This is a genomic window from Dysgonomonas sp. 521, from assembly GCF_010501055.1.
Taxonomy (GTDB): Bacteria; Bacteroidota; Bacteroidia; order Bacteroidales; family Dysgonomonadaceae; genus Dysgonomonas.
In genome coordinates this window covers 54,274-73,820 of sequence record NZ_QVMO01000039.1, presented here as the reverse complement: position 1 = coordinate 73,820, position 19,547 = coordinate 54,274, and the positions used below count along the sequence as shown (strand labels likewise).

Genomic DNA, 19,547 nt, shown 5'->3' with positions numbered 1-19,547 from the left:
GTTGCTTTCATCAGGCTCAATCTGTACGTAAAGATAGATTTGCAGTACTGGCTCGACAATCCATTCCTTGAACCTCCTGAACCAGCTCCCGAATATCGGCAGGGGGTCCTTTTTCCAGAATATAGCTGAACCATCGCCTGAACATATTTGCAAGCCGGCATTTGGAAATGCTATTTTTATTTAGGACAGTATTGATGAAGAATGAGTAACTGTTTAAATTTTATATGAATATTTTATTATACCTTTTTCTTCGTTCATTTTTAGGCTGTTTTCGGCTGTTTTTTCCTTTCTCTCAACTCAAATAGCCCGCTATTATCGTTTCAAGAAAGAAAAAAACATCTCTAAAACATCTCTAAAAATTTGAACGAATAAAATTTAAACAGTTACTGAATCCCAATTCATTCTTCATTTTTTTTAAGGCTTGTTCTATTTATTTGTCCAGTTTCAATCTGTCTGCCATAGCCTTCCCTAAGGAAATACATGCATCATACGAATCTGTGCGCATAGCCTGCCGCATCTCTACCGGATCGCCTATAACCTCAAATTTAGTATCAAGGGCAAATTGCGCTAAACGTTTTACCGCGGCGCCAGCCCATGTGAATGAACCGAAATAACCGAAGTAGCGGTGTTTCATATCCCGTCCTTCAATTTTCGAGAGCAGGTATTCCACTTCCGGAAACAATTTATTATTGTATGTAGGCGAGCCCACTATCAGCCCTTTATATTTGAATATATCGCGGATAATGTACGAATGCGAGCGTTTGGATACATTATGTAATATCACTTCCCGTATACCTTGTTGTGCCAGTTCGTAAGCCACCGTCTCGGCCATCTGTTCAGTATTGCCGTACATGCTGCCGTAAGCTATAACGACACCTTCATCGCCCTCGTAGCGGCTGAGCTTGTCATATATACCTATCACTTTCTGTATTTGCTCGTCCAAAGTCCATACAGGCCCGTGAGTTGAGCATATATATTTTATATCGAGGGATTTGAGCTTTTCCAATGCCTTTTGCACAGGAGAACCGAATTTACCAACAACGTTGGAGTAGTAACGGATCATTTCGTCATAATAACGTTCAGGATGCAACTGCGCATCGGTAATACCACCATCCAGAGTCCCAAATGTCCCGAAAGCATCGCCTGAAAAGATAATCTTATAATATGTATCATAGGTCATCATGGTTTCCGGCCAGTGTACCATCGGTGTCAGATGAAAGACCAGATTGTGTTTCCCTAAGGATAACTCTTCCCCGTCATCGATGACTTTTACTCCGTCGGTAATTCCAAAGAATCCCTGTACCATGTCGGCGGTACGTTTATTCCCTACGATTTGTACATTGGGAAACCTGTTCCGTAGTAACCCCAGCGAACCGGAATGGTCGGGTTCCATGTGATTGATAATTACATAGTCGAGAGATTTACCTTCCAATGCGATCTCCAGTTTGTGAAAAAAAATGTCGGAGTAGCATATATCCACAGTATCGAATAAGGCCGTTTTCTCGTCCTTAATCAGATATGAATTGTAAGACACACCTTTAGGCAAAGGCCACAAGTTTTCAAAAAGGTGTTTAGTACGATCATTTACCCCGATATAATACAGATCTTCTTTTAAGGGGATTGGTTTCAACATAAGTATAAGAAAATATTTAATGATACATTTTCAACGCTTAACTTCTTATTGCCCGCCTACGTTTCGGCGAACAATGTTTGTAGTTATGCTTATAAAAGTAACGAAGCAGTATAAGACCTTCTTCTTACTTTCTATTTTGTTTTATTGTTTCCTTTTTCCTTAAGGCGTTCCAAACCAGCCATATACCCCATATTACAAACGGTATGCTGAGTAGCTGCCCCATATTTATGCCATAAGTAGCTATCATGTTTACTTCGAATGGCTCCTGAATATTTTTGATGAACTCTATAAAGAATCTGGATAAGAATATCCCGATCAGTGAGATACCCAGTATCAGGCCCTGTTTGTTTTTTGCATCTGTTTTATAAAACAGGTATAGCGATAATGCAAATATAGACAAGTATATAAGCGCCTCATATATTTGAGTAGGGTGGCATGGCAGTTCGCCCGAACCTCCATTGGCTATAGGATAATGCCAGTGCGTGTCGCGTACGAAGTTAAATCCCCAAGGCATTGTCGTTGGCCCTCCGTATATCTCCGAGTTCATCAGGTTACCCATACGGATAAAAGCTGCACCAATGGCTACACCTACAATAAGGCGGTCGAGCCCCCATATAATACTCTTCTTCGATACTCTTTTCGAGTAGAGCCATATACCGATTGTCATACCTATAGCCCCTCCATGGCTAGACAGTCCCCCTTCCCATACCATCAGCATCTTTAGCGGGTTTGACAGATAATATGCAGGGTCGTAGAACAGGCAATGCCCTAGACGCGCGCCGATAATAAGGCCGGTAAGGACATAAATAAACAGGGAGTCGAACCATTTTTCGGGGAGTTTTTCCGATTTATACATTCGCTGTACAACCATTGTTGTACACAACACTCCAGTGGCCCAAAGGATACCATACCAGCGTATTTCGCGGCCGAATATCGCAAACGCTTCGGGATCTACATTCCAGGTAATAAATGAAAGCATATATTTATATTTAAGGTCTCAGACCTGTTTGTTGTTATATAATGCAGCAATAATTCTGCTATTTATTCTAAATTTGTGATGTACCCTTTTTTCGGAGTACAAATATATAAAAATACTTAGCAATAGAGATACTTTGGCCGAATAAGTTCGAATTGCATTTTAATGTAAATCTGATGTAAAATATTTATTGTTAGTTTATTATTGTCTTTTTCTTTGATTTAATGTTATGTAAAATAGTTCTAAATAACACGAATCATAGGTTGAAGTATTTATTGTTGTAAATTAATCTCCTGTTTTACAATCAAGGTTCTAAGTCCGCGAAGCGGGCTAATATGAATAACCGCGGGTAAAACCCGTGGAAAAAGCAGGCAGGTAAAAACCGTCTCCGTAGGAGGCGAATACCATTGATTTTGCTATTTGCCTCCTACGGAGACATACTTTTTTTTAGTTAGTCTCTGCCACGGGTTTTACCCGTGGTTATCAGTGTTCAGTTCCTTCGGAACAAAATACGCGCAAGATAAACCTGCTGTATCCAACCCCTGATTCGCATAGATAATAAAAAGTTACAAAATGTAAGAAAAACCTTTATGTTAATAAACATCATTACACATAACCCGAATTTATTAACATTTTACTATCTTTAAAACGGAAATCGGGTTATAGGGAACATCTATGTACCTATTTGTGTTATATATAAGTATATTAAAATAGAAAATTTGCTAGTTTTATATGGATTATAGTTACAAAAAAACAAATGCTTACCTCAAATTTGATAAATCCAGGATGGTAAATCTGGAATATTCCCTTAACCGGGAAATTCTAAGAACAAACCGTAGAGGCGCATATCATTGTACAACCTTGGTAGAATGCAATACACGCAAACAGCATGGTTTGCTTGTGCTGCCTGTGCCACAGCTGGGAAATACAAACCATGTATTGCTTTCTTCTTTTGACGAGACAGTGATACAACATGGCGCCGATTTTAATTTGGGTATACACAAGTACGACGGCAATAATTACAGCCCGATGGGGCATAAGTATATACGCGAATTCGATTGCGATTCGCTTCCGCGTACGATATACAGGGTAGGAGGCGTTATCCTGTCCAAGGAGAAGATGTTCTCCCTGATAGATAATACGATCTTTATCCGGTATACATTGATAGACGCGCATTCGCCTACAACAATGCGCTTCAAACCCTTTCTGGCATTCCGCGATATAAATGAGCTGACCGAGGAAAACCCCATCGCCGAACAGGGATATAAAGAGGTGGAGAACGGTATAAGCATGTGCATGTATAGCGGTTATCCTGAATTGTTTATGCAATTTAGTAAGCCTGTAGACTTCGTATTCGAACCCGGATGGTACAAGGGGGTAGAGTACATACAGGATATGAATCAGGGCTTGCCTTATAAAGAAGACCTGTATGTACCGGGATATTTCGAACTTCCTATCACGAAGGGAGAATCTATAATCTTTTCGGCCAGTGACGTGCATGCTGATACCAGTAACCTGCTGGATCGTTTCGAAAATGGAATAACGGTTCGTACACCACGTTCCTCTTTTTTTAATTGCCTCAAAAACTCTGGACATCAGTTTTATTTCCGTCCGTCCCAAGACGAGCTTTATTTGCTAAATGGCTACCCGTGGGGAGAAGTCAAAGCCCGCGAGCAATTTATGGCTTTAGTAGGACTCACTCTGGATATAGGAAGAGAAGATGCATTCGAAGAGATTGTAGATACGGCTGTTCCGGCAATAGAGCAGTTTATGCAAGGGAAGCCCATTACCGGTTTCCTTAAAGATATAAGTGACGCCGATGTATTACTATGGCTATTGCGTGCTCTGAAGAAGTTTTCTGCGCACAATCCTGAACGCTTTTATCTGAAATATGCAGGGTTGGTTAGCAAGATAGTAGCCTTTATACAAGAGGGCAACCATCCTAACCTGAGACCTTTGACCAATGGTCTGTTAAGCGTAGACAATAAGGTGGGGCATCCCAGCTGGATGCACAATAAGTCTGCTGACGGATATTATACGACGCCACGCACTGGCTGCCTGGTGGAGATTAACGCGTTCTGGTACAATTCGCTTAAGTTCAACGAAGAAATAGCCCATAATCTGGAAGATGCCAAGTTGGAAAAGAAAATGGGATTGCTTGCCGAAATAACAAAGACTTCGTTTCTCGATGTTTTCCTCAATGATAGTGGTTATCTGTACGACTATGTTGTGGGTAACTTCGTGGATTGGAGTGTAAGGCCTAATATGCTGTTGGCTATTTCTAATGCTTATCCGCTGCTGGACAGGCGGCAAAGTAAATCAATAATTGATATTGTTACCAAAGAATTACTGACACCAAAGGGTATTCGCTCCCTGAGTCCTAAAAGTATTGGCTTCAGGCCAAGGTGCGAAGGGACTATGCATGACAGGGTGTATAGTGCTTTTAACGGTTCGGCATGGCCTTGGTTGTTAAGGGCGTATCAGGAGGCATATCTGAAGATATTCCAGCGGAGTGGTTTGTCGTTCCTCGACCGGTTACTGATCGGGGTCGAAGATGAAATGTCTAACGATGGCATAGGTTCCCTGTCGACAGTGTACGATGGTAGCATACCTTACTTTGGGCATGGACAAATATCCAGCGCTATCAACGTTGCCGGAGTGATAAGCGCCCTGAATGTCCAGAAATCGTTCGATAACGAATATTGAAACAATATATTAGTACATGACAAAAATAGGATACGGCTTTATATTGCCCTTACAGGGCGCAATTTTAGAGGGGATTTATTTTACCCAAGGCGTTGCCATTGGGCTAGATTATGTAGCCCCTTCAGGGCATTCGGTAGAGAACAGGCTGAAAGCCTGATATATTTTAGCCCGGGGTAACACCCCGGGGAGGTAATAAGCCAAAGGAACCGCGCCCTGTAAGGGCAATATAATAAGTCTTTAAATATATGTAAAATGTTTTTGTCATATACAATGAACGAGTTATAATTATAAATTGCCTGGCAAGAGTGTCACTTTATTTCTGTAATTTTATCTATATAGTACAGGTAAATAGCTTCTTATGGAAGAAAAAGGTAACAATGTATAAACAATCTGAAAAGTGTCACTTTTGTCACTTTTTACAAAATATGAGTTGATTATGAGTGGAATAACTATTTTATCTTATAAGCGGTTGTAAGTTATGAATTGTGAGTATTATTTACGATTAACTATTTACTGCTAACTGCTAACTGCTAACTGTTTAAAATATGAAAGCATTAATGTTTGGATGGGAGTTTCCTCCCCACATATTAGGCGGGCTTGGTACTGCAAGTTACGGACTGACTAAGGGTATGTCCTTACAGCCTGATATGGATATTACCTTTGTTATACCCAAGCCTTGGGGCGATGAAGACCAAAGCTTCCTGAAAATAATCGGGGCATGTAATACTCCGGTAGCATGGCGCGATGTTTATTGGGATTACGTAAGCGAACGGTTGTCGAAATACATGGATCCTCAGGAATATTATAATCTGCGGGATCATATATATGCCGATTTTAATTATTTGCATACGAATGATTTAGGGTGCATAGAGTTTTCGGGGCGTTATCCCGATAACCTTCTTGAGGAGATAAATAACTACTCTATAGTAGCGGGTGTCATAGCCCGTACGCATAATTACGATATTATCCATTCGCATGACTGGCTTACCTATCCGGCAGGGATACATGCCAAAAATGTTTTGGGCAAACCGTTGGTAATCCATGTGCATGCCACCGACTTTGACCGTAGCCGCGGAAATGTGAACCCGCAGGTTTACCAGATGGAAAAGAACGGAATGGATTATGCCGACCATATTATTTGTGTGAGTGAACTGACACGCCGCACGGTAATTGAAAAATATCATCAGGATCCGGCAAAAGTAACTACCGTGCATAATGCGGTGGAACCGTTGAGCGCGGATATAATAGGCATAGAGCCCGAAAAGGGGAAAGATAAGGTTGTCACTTTTTTGGGGCGCATTACGATGCAAAAAGGGCCTGAATACTTTGTAGAAGCTGCCGCCCGTGTTTTAGAAAAAGCGGAACATATACAATTTGTGATGGCCGGAAGCGGCGATATGATGGAACGTATGATTTACCTTGTGGCCGAAAGGGGCATGTCGGATAAATTCCATTTTACCGGATTCCTGAAGGGGAAACAGGTATATGAGATGCTCAAAAGGAGTGATGTATATGTGATGCCATCTGTTTCCGAGCCGTTTGGTATCTCCCCGCTCGAAGCGATGCAATGCAGTATTCCGACTATAATATCCAAGCAATCGGGTTGCGCGGAGATTCTCGATAAGGCCGTAAAGGTTGACTACTGGGATGTAGAAGGCATGGCTGACGCTATCTATTCTATCTGTACCTACGATGCTATGGCAGAGTTCCTCAGCAGGGAAGGAAAGGAAGAGGTAGACAATATCAAATGGGAATATGCAGGACAGAAAGTAAGGGATATATATAATCAGTTAACAGTTAGCAGTTAGCAGTTAACAATAGTTAGTGTATATGTGTTTTTTAGTGTAACGAAAATCTTGAAATTTGAAATCTTGAAACTTGAAATATAATAAGGCATATCATTATGAAAAATATTTGTTTTTATTTCCAGATACATCAGCCACACAGGCTAAAACGATATAAGTTCTTTAATATAGGCGGCGATCATTATTACTATGACGACTTTGCCAATGAGGATTTTATGCAGCAGGTCGCTGATGTTTCATATATCCCGGCCAACAGGCTGATGCTGGATATGATAAGGGAATATAACGGAAAATTTAAGGTTGCATTCTCCATTTCGGGCGTGGCCTTAGATCAGATGGAGATATATACCCCCGAAGTAATAGACGGATTCAAGGAACTGGCAGATACCGGATGTGTGGAATTTCTGGCAGAAACCCAGGGGCATTCGCTGGCTTCGCTGGTAGATCCCGAAGAATTTAAAAAACAGGTAAAGGAACATAGCGACAAGATAGAAAGCCTCTTTGGGCAACGCCCTAAAGTTTTTCGCAATACGGAACTAATCTATTCGGACGAAATCGCACATCTGCTCTACGAAATGGGCTTTACGGGAGTTCTGGTCGAAGGAGCGAAACGCACACTGGGATGGAAAAGCCCGAACTACCTATATCAGGCGGCAGAGCAGCCGAAGTTGAAACTTCTGCTACGTAATGCAAGGTTCAGCGATGATATTGCGACCCGTTTTTCTAACTATAACTGGAACGAGTATCCCCTTACCGCCGATAAGTTTATCGGGTGGGTGGCAGCTACGCCAAAGGAAGAACAGGTAATAAACCTGTTTATGAACTACGAAGCCTTGGGCAATTTCCAAAAAAAGAGTTCGGGTATCTTCGACTTTATGAGGGTGTTGCCTCGTTTTGCGGCTGAAAATAATATCGGTTTTGCAACTCCGTCCGAGATATTTAATACAATGAAACCTATCGATTCCATTTCTTCTATGCATCCCATATCCTGGGTGGGAGAAGAAAAGGATATTTCGGCCTGGCTGGGTAATACCTTACAGCAGGAAGCTTTTAATAAACTGTATGAAATAGCAGAGCGTGTGAGTCTGAGCCAATCGAGACGTATATTACAAGACTGGACATACTTGCAGTCAAGCGACCACTTCTATTATATGGGGACTAAAAACGCCTTGCCTTTCAGTCCGTATGCTTCGCCATACGAAGCCTTTAATACATATATGAATGTATTGAGTGACTTTAAGGAGAGGGTAGACTCCGAATTCCCTAGTTCGATAGAAAATGAAGAATTGAATGCCTTGCTTACCACGATTCACAATCAGGCCAATGAAATAGATGAACTGGAAAACCGCATCAGGCAACTCGAAGCTGCGGCTAAGAAGGCTGCACCTAAGGCGAAAGCTCCAACACCTAAGGTAGCCGCAAAAAAAGAAGTAGAAACGGCTGTAAAAGCAAAAGCAGAACCAACGGTTAAGGCGGCAACCGCGCCGAAGGCGAAGGCGTCGGCAAAGCCTGCTGAAACTAAGGTGAAAACTCCGGCTAAGCCAAAAGCTACCCCTCAGAAAGCTAAAGCTGGGACAAAGGCTAAGCCTGCTACAAAAAAATAAGGAATAAGTATTTGAGTTTATTTGCAATTGAATACTATAGCTTTGATTTTTTAATTCATTATTTATGCGAGTCAGGGGTTGAAAGCAGCTCAACACCTGCCCGAAGCGGCAGGACACACAGTATGTCCTGTCTTTCAGACAGCTGGTATTGCTCATCCTTTTTCCGCAGGTCGATGACCCGCGGTTATGAAGATTTGGCTTTTCAAGCCATTCCTCAACTCCTGGTTGGCATTATTTATTTTATATCGTAGGGGCGGCGTTTGCCTGCCCTTATACGAATAATATCTATACCGGACGGGCAAACCCCGCCACTACATTAAAAATACAACAACAAAATTATTACCCTCTATGCAACAATTAAAAGATGAGATGCATCATAATATATAGATACCTTAATGTGTAACGTAGCTAATATAACTAACAATGAAAATTAAAGCTCTGTCTGTATATTCTAAGATTTTATCGTTTTTTATGGTTCTGCTGGGTTTCTCTTCATGCGATAACGGAGCGGCGGAGTATGGTACTCCTTATGCGAAATTTATAGTGAAGGGGAAAGTTGTAGATAAAGAAGACAATGCAGTTAGCGGATTGAAAGTGGCTTTGGGGAGAGCTGGAGATATAGGGGATGGTATAAAACGGACATACTATATTGATAGTATAAATACAGATAAAAATGGGGCATTCAAACTTTCAGTAGAGGAGTTTCCTACCAGTCAGAAATTTGTAATAAAATACGAAGATATTGATAAAGAGGAGAATGGCCTCTTTGGAACAGTGACGGATACGGTACAGTTCGCAGACCCTTCTTTTACAAATGGAAGCAACAGTTGGTATGCCGGAGAAACAGTAGAAGACCTGGGTGCGGTAATTCTTGAACCTGAAAAGGATGAAGAATAATACGTGTAATGGCTTAAATACTTAGAGCCTGTTTAAATTTTATAGCAAATCTTTTTTATAGCTATTTTTAGATGGATTTTATCATTTTTACTAGCCGGTTTAGCGGGCTAAACCAAGAGTAAAAAGGGAATTGAAAATCGGCGGAGCCAAAAAGACGCTAAGAAAGAGCATAAAAAAGTTGCTAAGAATGAATTACAAGAGCCTATAATAAAAATTTTCGCTAAAATTTAAACAGGCTCTCAATAATTAACTGTTAACTTATCTATTATGAAGATTAAATGTATATCTGTATATTCCCGAATCTTATCATTTCTCCTTGTTTTGCTGGGTTTCTCATCTTGCAGTAGCGAAGGCGGAAATGATTGTGGCGGTCGTTTTGTAGCGATGTATGGTACTCCGAGTGCTAAATTTGTAATCGACGGAAAAGTAGTAAATAAAAATAATAAACCGGTCTCCGGTCTTAAGGTAGCCGTTGGTCATGTATATCTGTCCGGCGACGGTTCTAATATGACCCATTATGCCGATAGTATAAATACCAGTACAGACGGGGCTTTCAGGGTCGCTATATACGACTTTCCTGCCGACCAAAAATTTGTTATTAGATATGAGGGTACCGAAAGTCCTGAGAGTAGCTTCTATGGTGTAACAACCGATACCGTAAGGTTCGAAAACCCTACTTTTAGTGGCGACAACAACTGTTGGTATGAGGGAGAAATAACCAAGAATCTGGGAACTGTAGTCTTTGATCCGAAGAAAAGCGCAGAATAATGGGTGTAGAAGATATTTCAATACGTAAGAAAATCGGGCTGGAACTATTCCGTAGATATAAGAAAAATGAAGCTTTAACCCATAATCTTAGCTATCTGTTCTGGGAGTGTACCTTAAGGTGCAACCTTTCCTGTAAGCATTGTGGCAGCGATTGCCATAAAGATATGCGCCAGAAGGATATGCCATTAAATGATTTTCTGAAGGTTATAGATGATATAACCCCGCATGTCAATCCTCACGAAACGATGATTGTAATTACCGGAGGGGAGCCGTTGATGCGTGACGATCTGGAAATTTGCGGGCAGGAACTCTATAAGAGGGAATATCCGTGGGGAATGGTTTCCAATGGGTTGTTCCTGTCGGAAAAGAGGTTAAAGAGCCTTCTTGGAGCCGGGCTGCGGTCGATCACTATAAGCCTTGACGGGCTCGAAGAAAAACATAATGCCATACGTGGAAATAAGAACAGTTTCAGGCAGGCGTACAATGCTGTTTCTATGCTTGCCAAGACCAATGGTATAATATTTGACGTGGTTACCTGCGTCACGGCAGATACTTTTCCCCAACTGGATGAGTTGAAGAATCTACTTATAGGTGCAGGTGTGAAGTCGTGGCGGATATTTACGGTGTTTCCTATTGGCAGGGCATCGGAGCACAAAGAGCTGCAACTGCCTCCCGCACAGTTTAAGCAATTATTCGATTTTATAAAGCACACCCGTAAAGAGGGCTTGATAAAGGTTGATTATGGATGCGAAGGATTCCTTGGCGACTATGAATCGGACGTAAGGGATAACTTCTTTTTTTGCAGGGCGGGGGTTCATATCGGTTCGGTTCTGGTTGACGGTTCTGTCTCTGCTTGTCCTAACCTGCGTTCCAATTTTATTCAGGGGAATATTTACGAAGATAGCTTCTGGGATATCTGGTCTGGCCGTTACAAGCCTTTCAGAGACCGTGAATGGGCGAAAAAAGATGAGTGCGCGGATTGCAGGTATTTCCGTTATTGCGAAGGAAGCGGAATGCATCTTCGTGATGAAAACGGGAAGCTGTTATTCTGCCATCTGAGAAGAATCAAAGAAGGGGAGGAGCAATAAAGACAGGTTTAGTTCATCCTATTCCTGTACAGCCAGATAATTATAATCACTTACCACTTTCCGGAGGAAAACCCTGTCGGGCCCGTCGTACTCGTAGCCTGTTATTGACTTTATCCTGTCGGCAAGCCTTTGGTTGAAGTATTCGTTATACTGCATCCGGTTGTCATCGATGATAGACGTAATGGTCTGGATATCCCTGTCGGACAACCTGTCCAGTACATCTCTGTAAGTGACTTTGTAGTCTTCGTGGAAATCGAGGTCGGACAACTTCAATTCCTTATTCCGGGCATTCAGCCTAAGGTCTATAACTGTAGTTCCTGCAATGTAATCTCCCAGTCGTTGCGATTTCTTTGTAGTGGCTATCATAATCACAGCCAGAAACCCTTCAGTCATGGAAAAGTCGACTATACGGAAAAGCCAGCGCAACAGGTAAGAAGTACCGGAAGGCGCTGTGCCGTCTACATTGACAACCCTTATCTTTACTATCATTTTACCGATACTCTGGCCATGATTTAACGTCTCGAAGAGCAGGTCGTAAAACAAGATAGGGAATGCTATTATAATGATAAGGAATATCATAATGCCGTTTCCGTCGAAAGCAGACCAAAGCCCGGCCTCCGAAAAAATGGATATAATACCGATCCATCCTAAATACCAGGCGAAAATAACAACCCAATCGAGAAAATAGGCTAGTAATCGATAGCCCACACCGGCTGTTTCGTAGTCAATCGTAACGTTTTGAGTTGTTTGAACTTCTATAATCATGATTGTAAAAAAGAATTGAAAGGCAAATTTAAATTTTTTAGACGATTATTAGCATAAATTTTTCATTCTTTTTAGGCAAAGAACTATATTTGTAGAATATAGGATGCGCCTCGGCAATTTCAAGCGAGCTTGATTGCACTCGGCTTTCGCTATATTTGTAGAATATAGGATGCGCCTCGGCAAACTCAAGTAAGTTTAGTTGCGCTTGGCTTTCACTATAATTTGAATAGAATAATCAGAAATAAAGCAAAATAATACAAACTTGTTGGTTGATGAGAGAAGCCGCATTTGTTAAGCAAAATAGAGATAAGTGGCAGCAAATTGATATCCAAACGAAAGGAAGAGATATTCCAGCTGAAACTTTAGCGGATAATTTCATCGAACTGACCGATGATTTATCTTACGCGCGGACATTTTACCCGAGGTCGCAGACTGTGAGGTATCTCAATCAATTGGCCGGACGCTATTTTATCAACATATACCAATACCGTAAAAAAGAGAAAGGACGTTTCTTCCGCTTCTGGAAAGAAGAGGTGCCTTTGATTATGTACAAATACCGTAAATATATGCTATATTCTTTTTTAGCTATGTTTGCCGGTGTATTGCTTGGTATATTCTCATTAGAGCAGGAGTCCGGTTTTGCAAGCCTTATTCTTGGTCCCGGCTATGTAAACCAGACCTTGGAGAATATAGAGAGCGGCGACCCTATGGCTATTTATAAAAGTTCTGATGAGGCGCCCATGCTTTTCGGTATTGCTACCAATAATATCTGGGTGGCATTTTACGCGTTTATCATGGGGATTATGTTCTCTGTAGGAACTGTTTATATCCTTTTCTCCAATGGCGTGATGCTGGGTGTTTTCCAGTATTTCTTTTTCAAGAAAGGCTTGTTGTTTACATCCGCTATCTCTATCTGGTTGCACGGCACATTGGAGATATCGGCAATCATAATAGCCGGGGGAGCGGGTATGATACTGGGCAACAGCCTTCTGTTTCCGGGTACATACAGCCGCCTTGCATCGTTGCAACGCTCTGCAAAAGATGCGGTAAAGATAGTTGTGGCATTGATTCCTGTTTTTATAACGGCTGCTTTTATCGAAAGTTACCTTACGCGCTTGACCGAAATGCCGGTCTACTTTAACCTGACTATAATAGGTTTATCGGCCTTATTTATTATATGGTACTTTATTTATTATCCTTATCGCTTAAATAAAAAATTAAATGGAACAGCAACAGAAGATCAAGTTATATCAAAGTCGTGATTTCAGCGGGATTTTTGATACGTCTATCACGTTTATCAAACGGAATTATGGTACAATAATAAAAAGCTTATTGGTCTTTGTGCCAATACTGCTTATCGCCATTTATTTCTTTATGAATATCCTGTCCATGTCTACGCTTGGAGGTATGGAAGATATGGAAATGTACAACGACCCGTATGCGCTTTTCGCACAGATGTTCGACTGGCAGTTCTTTCTGGGCTTTTTCCTTATAATGATCGCCTCTTACCTGATGTCTCTTTATCCTATTTGCTATTTGGCACTGTATGCCGAATCGAAAGATGGGAAAGTGGATAGCAAAGCTGTATGGGATAAGATGAAACAGGTAGTACTTCCTTTGTTGGGCTATTCTATCGTTTATGGTATATTGGTTTCAGTGGGTACAGTGCTATGCTTTATTCCCGGCATTATTATAGGAGTATATCTTTGCTTGTATTTCTATGTCTATATTATCGAAGGTAAGGGATTGGTAGAAACATTTCAGCGCAGTGTCGATCTGGTTCGCCATCATTGGTGGGTTTCCTTAGGGATGGTTCTTGTTTTCTCTTTCATCATAAGCGCTATTAGCTTTGTGTTTACACTTCCTGTTTACGGAACAATGATTGGTGCCATATTTGATATCGATTTCCTTAAAAGCGACCTGTATATTTATCTTACATCTTCTCTGAGTTATGTAGCCCGTTTCTTGTTGAATCCGGCAATCTCAATTGTGCTGGGTATTATGTATTTCAGCTACAGAAGCCAGCTCGATGGAATCGACATGACAGATGAGATAGATACGATAGGTACCGATCAGGAAGTACAGGATAAATGGTATTAACACTAATATTTCAATACATCCCTTAGGGTGACAGAATATAAAAAATATATACAGATATTTAAGAGCATTATCATAATGCTCTTAGTCTGTTTTAGCGCCACTGTTTCCGCACAGTCTGATTCGGTAGAGGCAATCAATCCTGTAGCAGTTCAGGAGCGGGTTGAAGCCCGTATTCCCGATCAGAGTAAGATAGAGAAGTTTCAGAAAGATCCCAGATTTCAGTATAAAAGAGAAGAAAGGAGCCTTTCATGGTGGGATAAACTGATGATGGCCATCAATGATTTTCTCAACAGGCTGTTTGGTACAGCGGCAAAGTCAGGTGTGCTCAGTGTGGTCGTTGTCATTATCATTGTTGTGATAGTATGCCTGATCGTTCTTAAATTACTTGGGGTCGATTACAGGACATTATTAGGCAAAAAGGAACTGGATAAGCCTGAAATAGACATCTATAGCGAAAATGTGCACGAAATGAATTTTGATGTATTGATAGCCAATGCATTGAAGAATAAAGACTACCGTTTGGCCGTACGTTTTCTATATCTGAAAAATCTGAAACAGATGTCCGACAGGGACATTATAGAATGGAGTAACTATAAGACCAACTATAGTTACCAGTATGAGATACAGAGTGAAGCGCTGCGCTCTAAGTTCATGGAAACCACCCTTATATTCGATTATGTATGGTATGGCGAATTCCAGCTGGACGAATCACGGTTTTCGGATATAAACCGGCGTATGGACGAACTCAATAAAATGATAAGCTATGAAAGATAAGAAACTGATTGTTATAATAGCAGTGATTATCCTTTTACTGGTTGGATTATCATACGCTCAGACCAAAGCACCGAAGGCTGTAGACTGGCGTCCTACATTCATTAATACAAAGACAGCCCCGTATGGTACATACATTGTATACGAACTTTTAGGGGATGTTTTTAGCAAGAAAAATATACGCTCTACCCGCAGGCCGATATACAACAACCTGAAAAAGGATATGGAAGAGCATTTCTCGTATGAAGAAGTTCCCGATTCTTATGGTTCCGGTTATTATGAAAACAATGACGACTACGGCGACTATTATGAAGAAGATGATGATTATGATTATGATGAAGCCGATACCATTTCGGAGAATATAACGTCAGAAGCCGGTACTACAACAGATGTGGATGCAAATACTTTTGATGATCCTACCGGATGGTACAGGGATATAGATGCGGCTATAGATACAACAGCCTATCTGTTTGTTAATACCAAATTTTCGCTGGATAAGGTCGATTTACAGTATATGCTCGACTTTGTGGGTCTTGGTAACAACCTGTTTATCTCGTCCGAGAGTTTCTCCTCTAATTTACTGGATACGTTGAAGATAAAAGTAAAGAGAACATATTTCGAAGCAGATACGGTATATTCCCTGGCAGACTTCCCTGATCGTAAATACAACTTTACGGGAATATCCGGTGAGGCGAGGTTGAATACGGATAGTTGTAAGTTGAAAGTACGTCCTTTAGCATTCAATAGTAAGAACGACACGGTATTTGTTGAAGTACAGTATGGCAAGGGGCATATCTATCTGCACACAGTTCCTTCGGCTTTTGCCAATGTCAATCTGTTGCAGACAAATAAATACGATTTTGCTTTCAGGTGTTTGTCTTATCTGCCGCAGAACAGCAAAATTATCTGGGACGAGTACCAGAAACAGGGTGCGGTAGACGACAGTGACAGTATATTCCGCGCGATGCTCAAGTATCCGCCACTGCGTATAGCTTTATACCTGATACTGGGAGGGCTGCTCTTATTTATGATTTTCCGTGCAAAGCGTACCCAGCGGATAATTCCTGTTATAAATCCGCCTGTAAATTCATCATTGGAATTTCTGGGCACCATCAGTAATTTGTATTACCGTAAGAAAGATTTCAGGACAATAGTCGAAAAAAGGCATGCTTACTTCCTCGACTATATAAGGAAGCACTATTATATGCAAACAGAGAATATCAATGATGAATTTCTGGATGTATTAAGCGCAAAATCGGGAGTGGAGAGGGGAAAACTAAACAACCTTTTCATACTTTACAGGGATATGGAAATATTGCCGTATGCGCCTAATGAAGCATTCCTGAAGTATAATAACCTGTTGGAAGAGTTTTACAGGAAAGTGAAAAGTAAATAATATAACGGTTTAAATGGCTGTATTAAGTAATGAATAATATTTATTGTCCTAAATACGTCATTATTTTCTATAAATAACTTAATAATGCGAATCAGGGGTTAAAATGTGCCGTTAGGCACATCATATTGGTAGAAACATGAATAAAATTCGTTTTTTTGTGCCGTCAGGTACAAAACGTGAATCATTCTGTACATATTGCGTACCTGACGGCACACAATCGACTGATTAAAGCTTCTTTCTACTAACATTCAGTCCCTAAAGGGACAAAATAGCACATTCAACTCCTGATTGGTATTAATACATAATAAAATAATAAATAGGTCTGCGACCTTAAATTGAATATATATGTCAGATTTAGATTTCCAGTCGAGAATAGATTTCTCTGAATTGAGCCGAAGTGTTCAAGAAATAAAAAACGAAATAGGACGCGTCGTTGTAGGGCAGCACCAGCTTATAGAGCAGATGATTATTGCTATTCTGGCAAACGGGCATGTGCTGGTAGAAGGCGTTCCCGGAGTGGCTAAGACTTTATCGGCAAAACTCCTTGCCAAAACTATAGACGTCGCTTTCAGCCGTATACAGTTTACACCCGACCTTATGCCATCGGACGTGCTGGGTACAAGCATCTTTTTGCCCGGTTCGGGAAAATTTGAATTTAAGAAAGGACCAATCTTTTCCAATATAGTGCTTATAGACGAGATAAACCGTTCTCCGGCAAAGACTCAGGCGGCACTGTTTGAGGTAATGGAAGAACGTCAGGTAACGAATGACGGGGTAACACATAAAATGACTTATCCGTTCCTTGTAATGGCTACCCAGAACCCGATAGAGCAGGAGGGCACATACCGTTTGCCAGAGGCGCAGCTCGACCGTTTCCTGTTCAAGATAGTGGTCGACTATCCGAACATCGTAGACGAGATAAATATACTGGACAGGCAAAACCGTGGGGAATTGTCTTCTGAAATAGGTATACGCCCAGTGCTTACCGCCGAGAAGCTGAACAGCCTGCGTAAGGCTGTCGAAAAAGTGCTTGTAGAGCATCAGTTACTGGAGTATATAGCCCAGATTGTAGCTGCTACGCGCCAGAGCCCGTGGATTACCTTAGGTGCTTCTCCGCGTGCGTCGTTAGCCATACTGAATGCGTCGAAAGCTATGGCAGCCATCAGAGGGCGCGACTTTATCACGCCTGACGATATTAAGGAAGTAGCTGTTCCTGTACTAAGGCACAGAATATTATTAACACCCGAAAAAGAAATGGACGGTACATCTGCCGACACAATCATATGCCAACTAATAGACAAAGCGGAGGTTCCCCGGTAAGACGTTTTTTTAAGACATTATATCTTTCAAACCGTTTTTTCTTCACACTGGCCTTATGTGTGTTAGGGTTCTTTGCGTGCTATATTTTCGATAACTTCCTTTTTGTAATGGTTGTCGCATCAGGCGTTCTGGCCGTATTTTTACTGCTGGATATCTTTTCCCTGTACAGGCAAAAGAAAGGATTGCAGGCATTCAGGAACTGCCCCGAAAGGCTGTCGAACGGAGATATGAACACGATCTCATTATCCATTACAAATAAGTATCCGTTCAGGGTGGGGATAACAGTTGTAGAAGAAGTACCTTTCCAGTTCCAGAAGAGGGATTTAGTCTTTAAAACTTCATTGGGTGTGAACAAATCGGAAGCGCTTTATTATGACCTCCGGCCTACAGAAAGAGGTTTATACCGGTTTGGCGCTATAAACATTTATGCGGCCGGACTGCTGGGACTGGTAACACGCCGCTATATCTTCGAAGAAGAAGGCAGGGATGTTGCCGTATACCCGTCCTTCCTCGAAATGCATAAATATGAGTTGCTGGCAGCATCGCATCGCCTTACCGATTATGGAGTTAAAAAAATCAGGCGTATAGGACATGCTACGGAATTCGACCATATCAAGCATTACGTTCTGGGAGATGACCCCCGCACAATCAATTATAAGGCTACCGCGCGTATGAATCAACTGATGGTAAATACATATCAGGAAGAAAAGTCGCAACCTGTGTATTGTCTGATTGATAAGGGGCGTACGATGAAAATGCCTTTCAACGGTATGACGTTGCTGGATTATGCGATCAATTCTACGCTGATGGTGTGTACCACGGCGCTGAATAAGGGAGATAGAGCCGGATTGATCACTTTTTCGCGGGATATAGATGAAATACTGCCTGCCGACAGGCAACGCCGCCAGCGTGTGAAAATATTGGAAACGTTATACGCTCAGGAGACGGATTTTAAAGAATCCGACTACGAACGGTTGTATGCTACTGTCCGCCGTAAGCTGTCTCAGCGCAGCCTTATCATTCTGTACACAAACTTTGAGACGGTAAATGGTATGCGCCGCCAATTGAAATACCTGAGCCACATGGCAAAAGACCATCTGATTCTGGTTGCTTTCTTTCTTAATTCGGAATTTAACGAGGTACTGGAGGCTACTCCGGCCAATCTGGAAGAAACATTCAGGAAAGGTATGGCTGAAAAGTTGTGGAACGATAAACACCTGATTGTAAAAGAACTGAACCGTTACGGAATTTATACGATACTCTCCAAACCTGAAAACCTGACGATAGATTCTATTAATAAGTATCTTGAGTTTAAGGCAAGGGGCTTGATATAATGAGTATGGATAAAGAAAAATAAAGCCTGTCATCCTATGCTTGACACGGGATCCCCTAAAAAAAGAAAATGGATCGCAAGGGGGTTGCGGATCAGTATTTGCTTTTGTTTAAATTATATGTTCTTTCATTTTTTATTCTGCGCGCAATCGCAGATTGCTTGCCTTACTTTTGGCCGAAGCTCCAAAAGTAAGCAAAAAAGCATTGCGCCCCGCTTCGCCGTACGACCCACCATCGGCTTGCCGGCTGAATGAAGTGATGAAAGATTCATCATTGCAATAATTGGCAGACGATGCTTAAAAGCGCCCGCACTTCATTCTACGCCGCCTGCACCGGGTGGGTACCCCGTACGCTTGCTAACGGCGCTGGCTGACGCCTGATTTGCA

At 41.5% G+C, this 19,547-nt stretch carries 16 protein-coding genes; 13 read left to right on the top strand and 3 right to left on the bottom strand.

Going from position 1 to position 19,547, the window contains the following annotated elements:
* Positions 1–430: 430 nt before the first annotated feature.
* Positions 431–1,633: an FprA family A-type flavoprotein gene (locus D0T84_RS12155; protein ID WP_163308143.1), complete on the bottom strand. Its 1,203-nt coding sequence runs from the start codon at positions 1,631–1,633 to the stop codon at positions 431–433.
* Positions 1,634–1,757: 124 nt separating this feature from the next.
* Positions 1,758–2,612 carry a prolipoprotein diacylglyceryl transferase gene (gene lgt, locus D0T84_RS12150; RefSeq protein WP_163308142.1) on the bottom strand — a complete coding sequence of 285 codons (855 nt, stop codon included), beginning with the start codon at positions 2,610–2,612 and terminating at the stop codon, positions 1,758–1,760.
* 729 nt (positions 2,613–3,341) lie between these two features.
* Here lgt and D0T84_RS12145 point away from each other — a divergent pair.
* The 7 genes from D0T84_RS12145 (at position 3,342) to D0T84_RS12115 (ending at position 11,477) form a co-directional block, all read left to right on the top strand.
* On the top strand, positions 3,342–5,315 hold the full coding sequence (locus D0T84_RS12145) for a glycogen debranching enzyme N-terminal domain-containing protein (protein WP_163308141.1): 1,974 nt from the start codon (positions 3,342–3,344) through the stop codon (positions 5,313–5,315).
* A 16-nt stretch (positions 5,316–5,331) separates the two neighbouring features.
* Positions 5,332–5,472: a hypothetical protein gene (locus D0T84_RS12140; RefSeq protein ID WP_163308140.1), complete on the top strand. Its 141-nt coding sequence runs from the start codon at positions 5,332–5,334 to the stop codon at positions 5,470–5,472.
* A 388-nt stretch (positions 5,473–5,860) separates the two neighbouring features.
* On the top strand, positions 5,861–7,123 hold the full coding sequence (locus tag D0T84_RS12135) for a glycosyltransferase (protein ID WP_163308139.1): 1,263 nt from the start codon (positions 5,861–5,863) through the stop codon (positions 7,121–7,123).
* Between the two features lie 95 nt (positions 7,124–7,218).
* A complete protein-coding gene (locus D0T84_RS12130) occupies positions 7,219–8,724 on the top strand; it encodes a polysaccharide deacetylase family protein (RefSeq protein ID WP_163308138.1) in 1,506 nt (501 codons plus the stop codon).
* Between the two features lie 423 nt (positions 8,725–9,147).
* Complete coding sequence (locus D0T84_RS12125) at positions 9,148–9,621, top strand: radical SAM-associated putative lipoprotein (RefSeq protein ID WP_163308137.1); 474 nt, start codon at positions 9,148–9,150, stop codon at positions 9,619–9,621.
* Between the two features lie 267 nt (positions 9,622–9,888).
* Positions 9,889–10,389: a radical SAM-associated putative lipoprotein gene (locus D0T84_RS12120; protein WP_163308136.1), complete on the top strand. Its 501-nt coding sequence runs from the start codon at positions 9,889–9,891 to the stop codon at positions 10,387–10,389.
* The gene (locus D0T84_RS12115) at positions 10,389–11,477 is read left to right on the top strand and encodes a TIGR04133 family radical SAM/SPASM protein (protein ID WP_163308135.1); all 1,089 of its coding nucleotides are present in this window, start codon (positions 10,389–10,391) and stop codon (positions 11,475–11,477) included. The genes D0T84_RS12120 and D0T84_RS12115 overlap by 1 nt, the downstream gene beginning before the upstream one ends.
* An 18-nt stretch (positions 11,478–11,495) precedes the next feature.
* Here the strand turns inward: D0T84_RS12115 and D0T84_RS12110 are convergent, their stop codons facing one another.
* The gene (locus D0T84_RS12110) at positions 11,496–12,242 is read right to left on the bottom strand and encodes an RDD family protein (protein ID WP_163308134.1); all 747 of its coding nucleotides are present in this window, start codon (positions 12,240–12,242) and stop codon (positions 11,496–11,498) included.
* Positions 12,243–12,514: 272 nt separating this feature from the next.
* Between D0T84_RS12110 and D0T84_RS12105 the strand changes: the two genes are divergently transcribed.
* The 6 genes from D0T84_RS12105 (at position 12,515) to D0T84_RS12080 (ending at position 19,163) form a co-directional block, all read left to right on the top strand.
* Positions 12,515–13,504, top strand: a complete 990-nt coding sequence (locus tag D0T84_RS12105; RefSeq protein ID WP_163308133.1) for a stage II sporulation protein M — start codon at positions 12,515–12,517, stop codon at positions 13,502–13,504.
* Positions 13,464–14,342 carry a hypothetical protein gene (locus tag D0T84_RS12100; RefSeq protein ID WP_163308132.1) on the top strand — a complete coding sequence of 293 codons (879 nt, stop codon included), beginning with the start codon at positions 13,464–13,466 and terminating at the stop codon, positions 14,340–14,342. The genes D0T84_RS12105 and D0T84_RS12100 overlap by 41 nt, the downstream gene beginning before the upstream one ends.
* Before the next feature lie 27 nt (positions 14,343–14,369).
* On the top strand, positions 14,370–15,116 hold the full coding sequence (locus D0T84_RS12095; protein WP_370525503.1) for a hypothetical protein: 747 nt from the start codon (positions 14,370–14,372) through the stop codon (positions 15,114–15,116).
* A complete protein-coding gene (locus D0T84_RS12090; protein ID WP_163308131.1) occupies positions 15,106–16,509 on the top strand; it encodes a DUF4350 domain-containing protein in 1,404 nt (467 codons plus the stop codon). Before D0T84_RS12095 ends, D0T84_RS12090 begins: the two co-directional genes overlap by 11 nt.
* 345 nt (positions 16,510–16,854) lie before the next feature.
* Complete coding sequence (locus tag D0T84_RS12085; protein WP_163308130.1) at positions 16,855–17,829, top strand: MoxR family ATPase; 975 nt, start codon at positions 16,855–16,857, stop codon at positions 17,827–17,829.
* On the top strand, positions 17,793–19,163 hold the full coding sequence (locus tag D0T84_RS12080) for a DUF58 domain-containing protein (protein ID WP_163308129.1): 1,371 nt from the start codon (positions 17,793–17,795) through the stop codon (positions 19,161–19,163). Before D0T84_RS12085 ends, D0T84_RS12080 begins: the two co-directional genes overlap by 37 nt.
* Positions 19,164–19,547: the final 384 nt, after the last annotated feature.

Bases quoted from the DNA above. Each gene is read 5' to 3' on its own strand.
- D0T84_RS12105 (WP_163308133.1), top strand. From the start codon at position 12,515: ATGAGAGAAGCCGCATTTGTTAAGCAAAATAGAGATAAGTGGCAGCAA.
- D0T84_RS12125 (WP_163308137.1), top strand. From the start codon at position 9,148: ATGAAAATTAAAGCTCTGTCTGTATATTCTAAGATTTTATCGTTTTTT.
- D0T84_RS12145 (WP_163308141.1), top strand. From the start codon at position 3,342: ATGGATTATAGTTACAAAAAAACAAATGCTTACCTCAAATTTGATAAA.
- D0T84_RS12110 (WP_163308134.1), bottom strand. From the start codon at position 12,242: ATGATTATAGAAGTTCAAACAACTCAAAACGTTACGATTGACTACGAA.
- D0T84_RS12135 (WP_163308139.1), top strand. From the start codon at position 5,861: ATGAAAGCATTAATGTTTGGATGGGAGTTTCCTCCCCACATATTAGGC.
- D0T84_RS12085 (WP_163308130.1), top strand. From the start codon at position 16,855: ATGTCAGATTTAGATTTCCAGTCGAGAATAGATTTCTCTGAATTGAGC.
- D0T84_RS12130 (WP_163308138.1), top strand. From the start codon at position 7,219: ATGAAAAATATTTGTTTTTATTTCCAGATACATCAGCCACACAGGCTA.
- D0T84_RS12080 (WP_163308129.1), top strand. From the start codon at position 17,793: ATGCCAACTAATAGACAAAGCGGAGGTTCCCCGGTAAGACGTTTTTTT.
- D0T84_RS12120 (WP_163308136.1), top strand. From the start codon at position 9,889: ATGAAGATTAAATGTATATCTGTATATTCCCGAATCTTATCATTTCTC.
- lgt (WP_163308142.1), bottom strand. From the start codon at position 2,612: ATGCTTTCATTTATTACCTGGAATGTAGATCCCGAAGCGTTTGCGATA.
- D0T84_RS12090 (WP_163308131.1), top strand. From the start codon at position 15,106: ATGAAAGATAAGAAACTGATTGTTATAATAGCAGTGATTATCCTTTTA.
- D0T84_RS12140 (WP_163308140.1), top strand. From the start codon at position 5,332: ATGACAAAAATAGGATACGGCTTTATATTGCCCTTACAGGGCGCAATT.
- D0T84_RS12155 (WP_163308143.1), bottom strand. From the start codon at position 1,633: ATGTTGAAACCAATCCCCTTAAAAGAAGATCTGTATTATATCGGGGTA.
- D0T84_RS12100 (WP_163308132.1), top strand. From the start codon at position 13,464: ATGGAACAGCAACAGAAGATCAAGTTATATCAAAGTCGTGATTTCAGC.
- D0T84_RS12115 (WP_163308135.1), top strand. From the start codon at position 10,389: ATGGGTGTAGAAGATATTTCAATACGTAAGAAAATCGGGCTGGAACTA.